Source organism: Polynucleobacter sp. JS-JIR-II-b4 (genome assembly GCF_018687815.1).
Taxonomy (GTDB): domain Bacteria; phylum Pseudomonadota; class Gammaproteobacteria; order Burkholderiales; family Burkholderiaceae; genus Polynucleobacter.
This window is the reverse complement of sequence record NZ_CP061306.1, coordinates 245,463-258,824: the sequence shown is the minus strand read 5'-3', so window position 1 is coordinate 258,824 and position 13,362 is coordinate 245,463. Positions and strand designations below refer to the sequence as shown.

The 13,362-nt window shown below is 44.6% G+C and carries 15 protein-coding genes; 3 read left to right on the top strand and 12 right to left on the bottom strand.

From position 1 onward, the window contains the following. The first annotated feature begins 21 nt into the window (after positions 1-21). Positions 22-978: a glycosyltransferase family 10 domain-containing protein gene (locus tag ICV90_RS01380; RefSeq protein WP_215359048.1), complete on the top strand. Its 957-nt coding sequence runs from the start codon at positions 22-24 to the stop codon at positions 976-978. Between the two features lie 4 nt (positions 979-982). Here the strand turns inward: ICV90_RS01380 and ICV90_RS01375 are convergent, their stop codons facing one another. The 8 genes from ICV90_RS01375 to ICV90_RS01340 all read right to left on the bottom strand — a co-directional run bounded on the left by ICV90_RS01375 (position 983) and on the right by ICV90_RS01340 (position 7,356). Next, positions 983-1,711, bottom strand: coding sequence for a glycosyltransferase family 25 protein (locus tag ICV90_RS01375; protein ID WP_215359046.1), 729 nt, complete (start codon positions 1,709-1,711; stop codon positions 983-985). Between the two features lie 6 nt (positions 1,712-1,717). Beyond that, a complete protein-coding gene (locus ICV90_RS01370; protein ID WP_215359044.1) occupies positions 1,718-2,620 on the bottom strand; it encodes a DUF6492 family protein in 903 nt (300 codons plus the stop codon). Beyond that, entirely contained in the window at positions 2,617-3,960 is a 1,344-nt protein-coding gene (locus ICV90_RS01365) for a glycosyltransferase (RefSeq protein ID WP_215359042.1), read from the bottom strand. The genes ICV90_RS01370 and ICV90_RS01365 overlap by 4 nt, the downstream gene beginning before the upstream one ends. Positions 3,961-3,970: 10 nt before the next feature. Further along, a complete protein-coding gene (locus tag ICV90_RS01360) occupies positions 3,971-4,930 on the bottom strand; it encodes an aspartate carbamoyltransferase catalytic subunit (RefSeq protein WP_215359041.1) in 960 nt (319 codons plus the stop codon). Then, on the bottom strand, positions 4,930-5,430 hold the full coding sequence (gene pyrR / locus ICV90_RS01355) for a bifunctional pyr operon transcriptional regulator/uracil phosphoribosyltransferase PyrR (RefSeq protein WP_215359039.1): 501 nt from the start codon (positions 5,428-5,430) through the stop codon (positions 4,930-4,932). The genes ICV90_RS01360 and pyrR overlap by 1 nt, the downstream gene beginning before the upstream one ends. 44 nt (positions 5,431-5,474) lie before the next feature. Beyond that, positions 5,475-5,888 (bottom strand): Holliday junction resolvase RuvX, encoded by a 414-nt coding sequence (gene ruvX, locus ICV90_RS01350; protein ID WP_215359038.1) that lies wholly within the window; start codon positions 5,886-5,888, stop codon positions 5,475-5,477. Continuing rightward, a complete protein-coding gene (locus ICV90_RS01345; protein ID WP_215360294.1) occupies positions 5,881-6,465 on the bottom strand; it encodes a YqgE/AlgH family protein in 585 nt (194 codons plus the stop codon). Before ICV90_RS01345 ends, ruvX begins: the two co-directional genes overlap by 8 nt. 81 nt (positions 6,466-6,546) lie before the next feature. Beyond that, complete coding sequence (locus tag ICV90_RS01340) at positions 6,547-7,356, bottom strand: YdcF family protein (protein ID WP_215359036.1); 810 nt, start codon at positions 7,354-7,356, stop codon at positions 6,547-6,549. A gap of 76 nt (positions 7,357-7,432) precedes the next feature. Here ICV90_RS01340 and ICV90_RS01335 point away from each other — a divergent pair, with 76 nt between their 5' ends. Further along, positions 7,433-8,905 (top strand): deoxyribodipyrimidine photo-lyase, encoded by a 1,473-nt coding sequence (locus tag ICV90_RS01335; RefSeq protein ID WP_215359034.1) that lies wholly within the window; start codon positions 7,433-7,435, stop codon positions 8,903-8,905. A gap of 58 nt (positions 8,906-8,963) precedes the next feature. Continuing rightward, positions 8,964-9,803, top strand: a complete 840-nt coding sequence (locus ICV90_RS01330; RefSeq protein WP_215359032.1) for a symmetrical bis(5'-nucleosyl)-tetraphosphatase — start codon at positions 8,964-8,966, stop codon at positions 9,801-9,803. A gap of 31 nt (positions 9,804-9,834) precedes the next feature. Here ICV90_RS01330 and hemL read toward each other — a convergent pair whose 3' ends face one another. The 4 genes from hemL to ICV90_RS01310 all read right to left on the bottom strand — a co-directional run bounded on the left by hemL (position 9,835) and on the right by ICV90_RS01310 (position 13,341). Continuing rightward, positions 9,835-11,136 (bottom strand): glutamate-1-semialdehyde 2,1-aminomutase, encoded by a 1,302-nt coding sequence (gene hemL / locus ICV90_RS01325; RefSeq protein ID WP_215359030.1) that lies wholly within the window; start codon positions 11,134-11,136, stop codon positions 9,835-9,837. Between the two features lie 21 nt (positions 11,137-11,157). After that, on the bottom strand, positions 11,158-11,328 hold the full coding sequence (locus tag ICV90_RS01320; RefSeq protein ID WP_215359029.1) for a rubredoxin: 171 nt from the start codon (positions 11,326-11,328) through the stop codon (positions 11,158-11,160). An 81-nt stretch (positions 11,329-11,409) separates the two neighbouring features. Continuing rightward, complete coding sequence (locus tag ICV90_RS01315; protein WP_215359027.1) at positions 11,410-12,846, bottom strand: class I SAM-dependent RNA methyltransferase; 1,437 nt, start codon at positions 12,844-12,846, stop codon at positions 11,410-11,412. 69 nt (positions 12,847-12,915) lie between these two features. Next, the gene (locus ICV90_RS01310; RefSeq protein ID WP_215359025.1) at positions 12,916-13,341 is read right to left on the bottom strand and encodes a CopD family protein; all 426 of its coding nucleotides are present in this window, start codon (positions 13,339-13,341) and stop codon (positions 12,916-12,918) included. Positions 13,342-13,362: the final 21 nt, after the last annotated feature.

The window sequence follows — 13,362 nt, the reverse complement described above, 5'->3', positions numbered from 1 at the left end:
CATGTAGAAAGTAAGGTATTTATGACTGCAATCCGAGTATCCGCTGTAGGGTTGCCCAGCGACTATAAAACCAGCCTTGTTCCAGCTATATGTCAGAACCTAGGCTATCAAATTGAATGGGTTGAGCCAAAAAAATGTGATTTGATGATTATCGGATCATTTCATAATTTAGGCAAAAAGAAGCTAGCTTGGTGCCCCAAACCGCTTAGACCCTTAGTTAAAAGTCTAGGCGATGGGATTCAAGCGATTATCCCCGCATCGCATAAGCAAGCTTTGATCCTTTTCCAGACCGGCGAGAATCTTCGGCATGATTTTGTGTCCAATGACTATGCTCTAACTTTCGATCTAGGGGTATCTGGCCCCCATCACTTCCGCATGCCTTACTGGATGGAAGTGGCTGACTGGTCTGCGCAAGGGGTAACTGGCAACACCAACCCCAGATACGGAAAGTTGCTAGATATCAATCGCCTCCTGCAACCGCTTGGCAATGACTTTCTGATGCGCCCCCAAAAGGCAGCGATATTTGCCTCACACCTCAGAGAGCCTAGAGGCACCTTATTAAATGCTGTGAAGAGCCAAATCGAGGTGGTGGAGTTTGGTAAATCATTTAATCCACTCATCAAAAATCACTCAGAGAGTGGCTTAATTAAATTTGATGAGCTCCAGGCGTTTGCCTTTAATTTATGCCCCGAAAATGGCATGCACCCTGGTTACTACACAGAGAAAATTCCAGAAGCGTTTATGGCGGGATGCCTACCCATCACCTGGGCTGATGAAAATGTAAAAGCGGACTTTAATCCCAATGCATTCATCAATCTTGCGCCGATGGCAATTAGTCATTTCACCAAATTAGGGGAAATTCTGCACTCTAAGGAAGCATTGGCAACTTACGCGGAACAACCGCTTTTACTCGCCAGACCATCAATCGAGCCGCTTAAAAAATTCATCAAGCAAATACTCGAATCAGCAACATCCTAAACTCTTACGTCGGAAACCAAGGTGATGGGCTGGTGTATCTATCAATAAAACGACAGATAGATCGGATAGTCTTACGTAAGCCTTTGACTGGCAATCTTCCAGGGCGATCGGTAATTGTCGACTTTGTATGTGCCAACCCTATTGGATAGGGTTTTGCGGCTAAGCAACGAAGACCATGCTTTGAATAATGCTCTAAGTAGTGGTCAACAGGCTCATAAATATCGGATGCATTTTCAAGTAAGATTTTGGCGGCACTTGGCTGAATCATATAAGCCGCTGTTCCGCATGGCTCACCAAGATTTTTAACCAAATCATAATCTGATCTTTTTTGTAGAATTTGATGCTGAGTTTCATAAATTCCAGACAGTCTCGCCAAATTCCATTGGTCAACAATCTTTAGCAAATCATCAATCACAGACTCAAATTTATCGCCGACAAGGAAATCATCTTCAAATACCAGAGTAGTGATGTTATTTTGTACACACAAATTCCAAGTCTTAATGTGCGATAAAAAACAGCCAATCTCTCCAGGGGTTAATTCATATCCCTGTAGCCTTTTTACCTTTGACTGTTTATAGCTAGAAGGCATTGCAGAAAGAGCATATCCATCTACGGCATTTAAAAATTGCCATTGAATACCTGTTTTATTGAGCTGCTCCTCTACCCTCCGCCTTCTTTCGGTAGAGCGTTCTAGTGAGATTACGAAGACTTGTAGTGGTAACTTTGCTTCCATTTGGCCTTAAAAATAACTTTGCAAATATCTTCCAAAACGCTTTGAGCGCTTGACTATACGAGAGGCAAGGGATTTAGATGCTCCCCCAAAATCCATTCCAGAATCCCAGTTTGATTGATAGATCACGCCCAAATAATTTGCTTTTAATTTAGCCTCAGACTCGCCCGTTCTGCGCACCAAATAGTATTGCCAATCGTAGTAGTAAATCCTAAATAATTGCTCGATTGGATACAAAGGAATTGCACGGAAGTTCAATAAAGCCTCGAGATATAAAAGTGTCTCTGGGTGTTCGTCACTAGAAATATCCCAGAAATGCAAACCTCTGGGTTCAAGATATTGTCTATCGAGAGACTGCCAAACCTTAGCTGACCAAATAAATGGCGGGCATGGGCAATAGTAGTTAGGTCCCAACCTAGAAAACAAAGCCTTTACACGATCACCCTCTTTACGAAGATTAGCTGCAACTTTTTCATGCCCTCGATTAATCGATAGCTGGAAAAATTCTTTATTTTGATAGATGACTGTGTATGGGGTGCCATCAGAGCTTAAAAAATCAGACCGATGGAAGTCTTTAATAAAGACACAGTCCGAATCGAGGCAAACATAATTCTCAGCCAAACCAAGGCGCCAAAACTCCGATTTGATGGCTTGCTGACTTAAACCACCAGATCTCGTTTTTTCGATGCCATCAGGAACTCGAGGATTGGAGGCAATAATCGACTCATCAGAAACCCACCTGTATCCGGTGCCCACACCCAAAACCGATTGCAACTCCTGATATTGATCTTCGGGAGTAGAAATATAAAAGGGGATTTGGTCGACGTTGTGTCGATTTATTGAATCTAACAGGCGCTTAAGACGCAAAAAGTCTCTGCGGTAAGATTTGCAATAGAGGGCGATATCTTTCAAGCGCTTCTTTCAGTTTTAGCTTGTACTTCAGATAGTATTCTATATGCAGCCTGATTTACACCGATAGGGACACCTTTGGGCGCTACTAACTGCTTACTTTCCCAGTCCAACCAAATTCTCTCTAAAGCCAGTTCAACGGCCTCAGAATCATTTTGAGGACTCAAGTAAGCAGAGCGCTCCAATAGCATTTGATCCAATTGAGGGTTGCGATGGGTAATACCCCAAATGGGCCTGCCGGTCCAAAGGTACTCATAAAACTTAGAGGGAATGTATTCCGCACACCACTCATCATTACCATGCAAAAGTATTAAAACGTCTGCAGATTGCATTTTTTCAACCACGCGCTCACGCCCTGACTTACCAGTACTAGGATCTTTTTCTAAACGTCCATGGGCGAGTAAAACACCTTCAAATGCTAGTTGTTTGAGAGCTTCTACTGTTAATGAATCTAAGGGCGCTCCATAGGCATGTATACGGATATGCTTTCTTGCATGAGGATACTTCTTAAAAAGTGGTACTAAGGCATTCAGGATGGTCGATAAAGATCGATCATTTGCTAGGGAACCAAAGTGACATAGGTTTAAATGCTCAGAATACTGATGCGCTTGCTGGCCACTTGAGCCCCCCGGAGGTTCAGCGCCAGGAAGAACCATAAAACCATGAGCGTTATTTAAGGTATTTAAATTAGGGTTGCGTACTTTCGCATAATGCACGGCACCATCAGTAAACCACCAGGCTAAATCGGCATATTTGCAGATTTGCTTTTCTAAATATTGTCTAAAGCGAGCATCACGGTTGCTAGGCTTTTCAAAACCTGGATCTTCAGGACTATGACGAATGACCAAAGGATCATGAATCTCTACTATCCATGGTGCGCCCGTTTTCTTCTTGAGCCATAAACCCGCCAAATGAGCAGACCATGCTCCGCCTGTTGAATAAATCAGATCAACCTTGCCAGATCGAATCAAATGCAAGCCATGAAGGTAGGCAGGAATCGACCAAGACCATTGACTGGAATAGCCAAGAACAAACTTTTCCAAGGCAATAAAGGGAGCAAGCAGTAAAGAAACGATGCCGGTTGAGATCTTGTAGAAGAATCCCCTGCCGTATTGATTTGCAATCCAATGACGAAAATCAAACCGGAACGCTGCTGGGCCCCAAGCTAGAAATTGGCGATGAGGAAAGCGTTGATCTTTAATTCCAGTGATAGCACTAAAGACAATCGGCTCAATGCCTGCCTCTAGAAAATAAGGAATCTTGTCGGTAATCGTTTGGCTTGAGGCACGGCCATCCATATTGAAGCCATGCGACAGAATCAACCAACGTTTTTTAGACTGCATGCTGATGATCTTAGTTACCGGCAACTATAGACATTACAGCCATGCGCACTGCGATACCAAAGGTGACTTGATTCAGAATGACTGACTGAGGACCATCAGCAACAATCGAGTCAATTTCAACGCCACGATTCATGGGACCAGGGTGCATGACTATTGCGTCTGACTTAGCCAAGGCCAAACGTGTAGGCGTTAAACCATATTGCTTAAAGAATGCATCGCCTTCAGGAACTTGCCCGGCTTCCATACGCTCCTTTTGGATACGCAATGTCATCACCACATCAACGTCTTTTAGGCCTTCTTCCATGCTATGAAATACCTTAACACCCAGCATATCTAAATCACTTGAGAGCAAACTTTCTGGTCCAATAGCACGGATGTCTTCGCAACCTAATGTAGTTAGTGCATGAATATTGGACTTTGCTACACGGCTGTGAACAATGTCACCCACAATCGCGACTTTCAGACCCTTAAAACTTTGTTTGAAGTGACGCATCGTATACATATCCAACAAACCTTGGGTTGGATGCTGATGGCTACCATCACCAGCATTCACAACGTGCACATGTGCTGGCACGTGATTGGCAATTTCAATAGGCGCTTTAGAAACACCATGTCGTACAACAAAAATATCTGCCTGCATTGCTACTAAGTTATCGATCGTATCGAGAAGGCTCTCACCCTTAGCAGTGGAGGATGTGGAAATATCTAAATTAATCACATCCGCAGATAAACGTTTTGCAGCAATCTCAAAAGTAGTTCTAGTGCGGGTAGAGTTTTCAAAAAAGAGGTTGAATACACTTTTACCCCTGAGTAGTGGGACTTTTTTCACTTCACGCGCAGGATCAGTCACGCTCACAAACTGCTGCGCGGTATCCAAAATATGAAGAATTTGCTCTTTGGGCAAACCTTCAAGCGTTAGAAGATGCGTTAACTCGCCAGCGGAGTTAAATTGATTGACTAACTGACTCATTATTCACGCTCCTCTAACTGAAAGCTGAACTTGCCAGCGGTATCTTTCTCTAAAACCAGAATTTGATTCTCTGGAACTTCTATCTGCTCGCCTGCAAAATTAGCAGTAACTGGCAGCTCACGATTTCCTCGATCAGCCAAAACCATCAACTCAACCTGTGCTGGCCGACCAAAATCAAATAACTCATTTAAAGCCGCGCGGACAGTTCTACCTGTTAGCAAAACATCATCAATCAAAATCACATTAGCGCCGTTTACATCAAACGGTAAATGGGTAGTCATCGTGCTGGCAGTCCGTAGAGCTGTCATACCCTTCTCTGCATAATCATCCCGATGAAAGGCCACATTAATTACGCCAAAGTGTGAAAGCCCTAAATCGTTAGCCAAACGCTCTGCAATCCATGCGCCTCCCATAGCGAGACCTGCAAGCTCAAATGCACCCTCTTGTTTTCTGTTGCGCAGATTCTCTAATAATTTTCCGTATAACTGTTCAGCGTTCATTCTTTGGTCCGGTGCTTATATCAATTCTATTTTTGTATCTACTTTTAATTTAAAGACTTCGCGCTTTGCTCTGCAAAATACTGCTCTAAAATCAAAACGGCAGAATGGGCATCTAGATTGTCGTACATCTCTGGATTCCCCTCTAAAACAGCTGAGGTATATCGCTCATCAACCCAAGCAACCGGCAAATGAAAGCGTCCATGTAGCTGATTGCCAAAGCGCGTTGCTTTAGACGTCATCTCATGGGGCGTTCCATCTGGATGGGTTGGTTTTCCAACCACCAATTGGTCTGGCTGCCACTCCGCTATAAGGATCTCTATATCTTTAAACAAGGCATCGCTACTTGGCGCAGCAATCGTCTTTAAAGCTTGGCCTGACTTAGATATCGAGTTTCCAACCGCTACCCCTACTCTGCGAGCTCCATAGTCAAAAGACAGTATGGTCAATGCCTTAGGCATGCCCAGCCTCACCAGATAAATCCGATAAATTAAATCCTAGGTGACCCACTGCCTTCTCGTAACGCTGACTCGATGGGGTATTGAAGATAATCTCAATCATTTGCTCACGTGCAAGTGGCACATTCATCCAACCATTGAGAGTGATTTCTTCTTCAAGCTGACCTGCACTCCAACCCGCATAACCCAAAGTCATCAAAAAATGTTGTGGTCCTTTGCCTGCAGCTACCGCCTCGAGAACATCCTTTGAAGTGGTCATTGTCAGACCGCCTGGTATGACAAGAGAAGAGCTATAAGGACTTAGTGAATCAGACTCATGCAAAACAAAACCGCGCTCAATCTGAACTGGTCCGCCAAAATACACTGGCTGCTTTAACAGGGGAGCAATCTCTAATTTCAACTCAATCTTGTCAAAGAGGGTTTTTAAATCAACCTCGGTAGGTCGATTCACTACCAAGCCCATTGCACCTCTCTCGGTGTGCTCAAAGAGATAGATCACGGAACCGGCAAAGTTGGGATCAACCATGCCTGGCATGGCGATTAAAAACTGATTGGCAAGATGGTCTGCGGAAAAGGAAATTGATGACTCTGACACAGAAGCTCGTTCTGAAGCAGGGGGTGCTTTTTTAGCAGAAGTCATGAGGTCTATTTTACAGAATATCTAGATTTTTCCGGTAATCCAATAAGCAAAAAGACCAACTATTTCATGAACCAAGGTATTCCAGTTACGAGCTCCATCCACCAGGTCAAACGTTGTCCACTGAAGGTTATTGGCCGTTTGATAATCTACCAACATTGGCAGCACTTCTAATCCTTGTTTTTGGAAAATCCTAGTAGAGCGATACATATGGCTAGCTGAGGTAATCAAGAGCCATGGCTTTAATTGCCCCGTATCTGCTTTTAAACCAAATTCCTCAATCATTGGCTTCATATATAGAACATTCTCGTAAGTATTTCGAGACTGATTTTCGTAGTGAGCGTTCTGCTCACTTAAGCCCTGCTCTTGAATCAACTGCTTAAATGCATCAGCCTCCGAAACTCCTTTCGACAGAATGCGGCCTGAGTAACCGCTAAATATAAATGGCACATTGGGGTGCTTACGAATTAACTCAAAGGCTTTAGTGACTCTCTCGGCAGATGAATAGATTGAAATCTCGCCACGATCAACTGCAATCTCCCCGCCCTCAATTGCGCCACCTAGAATAATGATGCCGCCGATTTCATTATTTGATAATTTTGAAATCTCTATTTTCGTCACAGCATTCTCAAGCACCCTCAGAAACACTTCAGATGCAGGAAGCCAACCCACCAGGGCCAGGTCTACCAAAGCGAGCACCAGGAATTTCTTGCAGAGATGCGGTTTTCGGAGGGACAGAAAGAGTAAAGCCAAGAAGGTAAATATAGGCACCCAATTCAGTGGCTCTATACAAAACTGTACCAACTTCGACAAAATAAAAAAGATCGTATCCATAATTCCCTACGATCTTAACCTGACTGACAAGCCCAGGCGCCTGCAATGAAGCTAAATAAGCCCTAATATAGGGGCTATGCAAAAAGCTCTAGTTTGGCTCCGCCGTGATCTCCGTCTTTATGACAATGCCGCCCTTCACCATGCTCTCAAGGAAAGTGAGAGGGTTTGGCTCACCTTTATCTTTGATACAGATATCCTCAAGCCCCTGCTTAAGGGTGAATTAGATCCCAAAGGTCTAAAGCATGACCGCCGCGTGGATTTCATATGGCAAGGTCTAAAGCAAATAGATGATGAATTACGTAAACAAGGTGGAGGACTCATCGTTCGCTTTGGCAAGCCGACTGAGTGCATTCCTGAGATTGCCAAAGAACTCGGCGTTGACACTATATTTGTAAATCACGACTACGAACCTTCGGCAATTGAACGCGATGAAATAGTTAAAGCAAAATTAGAGCAACAAGATATTGGGTTTGAGACTTTCAAAGATCAGGTGATCTTTGAGAAAAAAGAAATCCTCACCAACTCTAATACTGTCTTCTCAATCTTTACACCCTATAAAAATAATTGGCTAAAAACTCTGCAAGAAAAAGATCTAGCCGCTTATGAGTGCAATCCAAAGCCAGGTCAACTAGCAGCTGTTCCCAAAAAGTTAAATGAGCCGTTTCCTTCTTTAGAATCCATGGGGTTTTGTGCCACTGGTATCGAAAGCTATCTGCCGCCTGGCTCAGAGGGTGGTCAGGCCTTCCTGGAGGACTTCTTATCCCGCATTGATCAATACCAAATTGGCAGAGACTTTCCTGCAATTAAGGGGGTAAGTTATCTTTCCGCCCACTTACGCTTTGGGATGTTATCGATCAGAGGTTTGGTGCGCGAAGCCCATCGACGTATGCTGGCAGGCAGTATGGGTGCAACCATTTGGTTAAGTGAGTTGATCTGGCGTGATTTCTATTTCATGATTCTCGCCAATCATCCCCGCCTTGCATCAGGCGCATCTTTTAAACCTGACTATGACAACATTGCCTGGGAGTCTGGAGTTAAGGCTAAAAAATTATTTGCTGCCTGGTGTGAGGGTAAAACTGGTTATCCACTAGTGGATGCAGCAATGCATCAACTCAACCAAAGCGGCTATATGCACAATCGCTTACGTATGGTGGTTGCAAGCTTTCTGACAAAAGATCTGGGTATTGATTGGCGTTGGGGCGAAGCCTATTTTGCCGAACATCTCAATGACTTTGAACTGTCCTCAAACAATGGTGGATGGCAATGGGCCTCCTCATCTGGATGTGACGCACAACCTTACTTTCGCATCTTCAACCCCATTACTCAATCAGAGAAGTTTGATTCTGAGGGCAAGTTCATCAAGCGCTACCTGCCCCAACTGGAAAGGCTCTCCAAGAAATCTATCCATGCCCCGTGGCAGGCCGGTCATATTGAATTAGAGGCTGCTGGGATAGTTATTGGGCGAGATTACCCATTACCAGTCGTAGATCACGATGAAGCGCGGAAAAATACCTTGGTGCGCTATAGCGTGGTGAAAAAGGTTGCCTAATCCATCACGCCTTAGAACTTAATAGAACACTATTTGCAGTTCCGATTTAAGATAGGGCATGAGCAAGATCTATGCCGTGGGAGATGTGCAAGGCTGCGCACCATCCCTCAAAGCCCTCGTTAAAAAAATTCCTCAAAAATCAAAGATGATTTTTTTGGGGGATTTGGTTAATCGCGGTCCAGACTCTCTTGGTGCTTTACGCCAACTCAAATCTTTGCAGGAGTCAGGTCGTGCCGAATGCATATTAGGCAATCATGATCTGCACCTTTTAGCCATTGATGCTGGCTTACGCAACCCTAAAGGCTTGGATACGATTCAGCCCATACTATCAGCGCCCGATAGAAAAGAGCTGATTCATTGGGTTCGCAATAGACCCATGGCACTGAGCAATGGAAATGTTTTAACTGTGCACGCAGGCGTAATGCCGCAATGGGACTTACAGCAAACAATCGAATGCGCTCAAGAAGTTGAAAAAACACTGCGCAGTAAATCGTACAAAGACTTTCTGGCCAATATGTATGGCAACACTCCAAATAAGTGGAGCAAGTCACTTAAAGGTTACGAACGTCTTCGAGTAATCACCAACGCGCTCACCAGAATGCGTTTTTGCACTCCCGCAGGTCAAATGGAATTTGAGAGCAAAGAAGGTTTAGAGCAAGGTCCCAAAGGCTATGTTCCCTGGTTCACCGTTCCAAGCAGGAAAACCCAGGACGTCCTTACCTATTTTGGCCACTGGTCTACCTTGGGGCTATTGCGCCAACATAACGTGATTGGCTTAGATACTGGCTGCGTATGGGGTGGAAAGCTCACTGCCCTAGAAATCTCAGACTCCAATAAAGACAGCAAGAAATTAGAGATTATTCAGGTGAGCGGCTATGACCACCCACTTCGAATGTAATTTCTCTTTAGAATTAAAAACTTTTTAAGGTTTAAAGTTTTTTGAATGATCTCTCAGCAGCAGCAACGATGGCATCGACTACCTCATTGTCATGTGCAATCGATGTAAAGCCTGCTTCATAAGCTGAAGGCGCCAAATACACACCTTCGTCTAGCATGAGATGAAAGAATTTCTTAAACGCATCAATATTGGATTTAGTCACCGCTTCAAATGAAGCAGGAACTTGATTGGTAAAGTAAAACCCAAACATGCCGCCTTCGCTATCAACAGCAAATGGAATATTTGCTTTATCTGCACCCTGTTTCAAGCCAGCCATTAACTTCTCAGTCTGACCAGTTAAGCATTCATAAAAACCTTCTCTAGAGATAATCTCTAAAGTTTTTAGGCCTGCAGCCACAGCTACCGGATTACCAGAAAGCGTACCTGCCTGGTACACATTACCCAGCGGGGCTAGCTTAGACATGATTTCTTGCTTGCCGCCAAACGCTGCCATAGGCATACCGCCACCCATAACCTTGCCTAAACAAGTGAGGTCAGGAGTGATGCCTTGCAAAGACTGAGCGCCACCTAAGGCCACCCTAAAACCAGTCATGACTTCGTCATAAATTAATACAGCGCCATGCTTGCTAGTCAGACTACGAATAGCCGCTAAAAACTCTTTTGAAGGCTTAATCAAGTTCATATTGCCAGCAATAGGCTCGATGATGACAGCGGCAATTTGATCACCCTGCTTTTTAAAGACCTCTTCAATGGCTGCTACATCGTTATATGGCAACACCAAAGTGTGTTTCACCAGATCTTGTGGAACACCACCAGAAGAAGGTGCATTTTGTGTAGAGTCAGCAAAAGTAAGCAATCCTGAGCCTGCCTTTACCAATAAGCTGTCAGCGTGTCCGTGATAGCAGCCCTCAAACTTGATAATCAAATCGCGACCGGCATACCCACGGGCTAAGCGTAAGGCACTCATCGTTGCCTCAGTGCCGCTTGACACCATACGTACCTGCTCAATACTGGGCATCAAAGCGCAAATACGCTCAGCCAGTTCAATTTCACCTTCGGTAGGTGCGCCAAAACTAAAACTGGTTTCAGCCGCTTTTTGAACTGCAGCCACTACCTCTGGATTTGCATGACCCACAATCATGGGGCCCCAAGACATAATTAAATCGATATAGCGCTGATCATTTGCATCCCAAAAATAAGGCCCTTTGGCTTTAGAAACAAAACGGGGAACTCCGCCCACCTGACGAAAAGCCCTCACCGGGGAATTGACGCCCCCAGGGATAGTCTTTTGTGCGCGCTCAAACAGCGCTTCGTTTTGATCTACTTTTGCCATTATTTTTTCGAATTTAATAAATTAAATCGCCATCATTTCAAAATCTTCTTTACGAGCACCGCACTCTGGGCAAGTCCAGTTCATCGGAACATCTTTCCAAAGGGTTCCAGGTGCAATACCTTCATCAGGGAGACCAGTGGCTTCGTCATAAACCCAGCCACATATCAAACACATATACGTTTTAAATTCCATTGCTTTAATCTCCGAATATTTTTAGCTACTTGAATTTAGCTGCAATAAGCCCGCTCTTTTATTTTAAGGTTTTTACTTGCTTTAAGTTGGTCGCTTAGCGTGCATCTCAAACTTGAATAAACGACACTCTAATGGGCCATTGAATAAAGGTGTGCGTTTAGATTCTTTAATGCGCAGTTGGCCTGGAAGCGCCATATCTGCAGTCAACACAAAGATATTCCACCCACCAAACTCCTCTTTGAGGTGTTGTCCAAACTGACGCAAGAACTCGACAAACTTCGGATCCTGCTCTTCTTGAGCTTGAAGCTTCTTCAATGACTCACGACTAGAGCGCTTTGCGCTTTGACGGCCAGTCTCTAAATTCAACTCAAAACGATTATCAGGCTCATCATCGTAGCTTTCCTCTTGAGAAGAGGCGCGATCCTGACCACGTCCACCTTTAATCACTAGACGCTCACCATAAGGAGGGTTTAATAGCATCACACCCTCACTCAAATTACCCGGTGCTTTCGCTGCCAAAGCATCAACCTGACGAACGATAGGCTGATCTGGCAATTGCGCTCTTTGCCAATTACCCTTAAACATCGATACTAATTTCTCATTAATATCGCCACCAGAAATTTTTAAGGACTCGACACTAGGATGCTGCTTACGCTTCTCCAACATCAAAGCAAGAGCAGCATCTTTTAAGTCTACCCAGCGCTTTTGTTCTGCAGCATCATTAAATGGCTTGAGTCTCTGAAATCCAAAACCATGAGCAGAGGTGATTAAAGGACGATAAGCCAAGCGGCTCGGCTTGGCATCATCGCCATACAAGCCCGCACGAATAGCGCCCGGCGGAACGCCTAGTGCTATCTGCGCAGCCTCAATTAAGAAGGTGCCGCTACCGCACATAGGATCAAATAAAGCTTGCCCTGGTTTCCAAGAAGTAATCGACAAGATGCCAGCGGCTAAATTTTCCTTCAGAGGCGCATCACCCTTTTCATCACGCCAGCCCCGCTTGAACAATGCTTCACCCGAAGTATCTAAATAAATTGTGATTTGAGTGGCTGTTAAATGAGCCTGCACTCGCACATCCGGAAAGGCAGTGTCGATACTGGGGCGATCACCAGTCACATCGCGCAAACGATCAACGATGGCGTCTTTAATTTTGAGGGTTGCAAAATTTAAGCTCTTTAATGGGGAGCGATGCGCTGTCACATCCACTCGTAAAGTTTGCTTTGAACTAAACCACTCCTCCCAGGCCAAGCCGCTCGCCAATTTATATAAGTCCTCTTCTTGCCTATAAGGCGCTTGGGCCATTTGTAATAACACCCGACTCGCAATGCGGGAATGCAAGTTCAGCGCCATTGCAGCAGAAATCGGTGCAGCAAGACCAACACCACCCGTAGGGCTAGTTGGCGTAGGGTCAATTACCCATGCCCCCAAGGCCTTACATTCTGGGCGTCCAGCAATCTCTGCTAGCTCCTGGGCAAGCGGTACTTCCAAACCGCCTGGACAAACAACAAAAAATCTCATGAGGCTAACAGTCTTTAAATGAGGGGATTAAAAAATAAAACAGCATTAAGCAGTATTAAAAAGCTGGTCTTAAGGCTTAAACAACACCAAGGCAACAATAATGACCAATAAGATCACTGGGACTTCATTAAACCAACGAAACCAAACGCCAGATCGTTTATTGACACCTGCGCGAAACTTCTTGAGTAGACTTAAACAGGCATGGTGATACCCAATCACCAAAATCACAAAGAACAATTTGGCATGCATCCAGATATCGCCAGCGCCAATGCCAAAGTAAAGCCATAGCGTCAGACCTAGCAGTACCGCTGGCACAGCCAAGATAGTCATAAAGCGGAAGAGACGGTCTGCCATACCCAATAAACGGGCATAAGCATCCGAGTTTTTCTCTTCTGCTAAGTTCACAAAAATTCTGGGCAGGTAAAACAAACCAGCGAACCAAGAGGTAATGAATACGATGTGAAAGGTTTTTACCCAGAGGTAGGCGTTGCTCATATGTAGTTTGCTCTATTTATC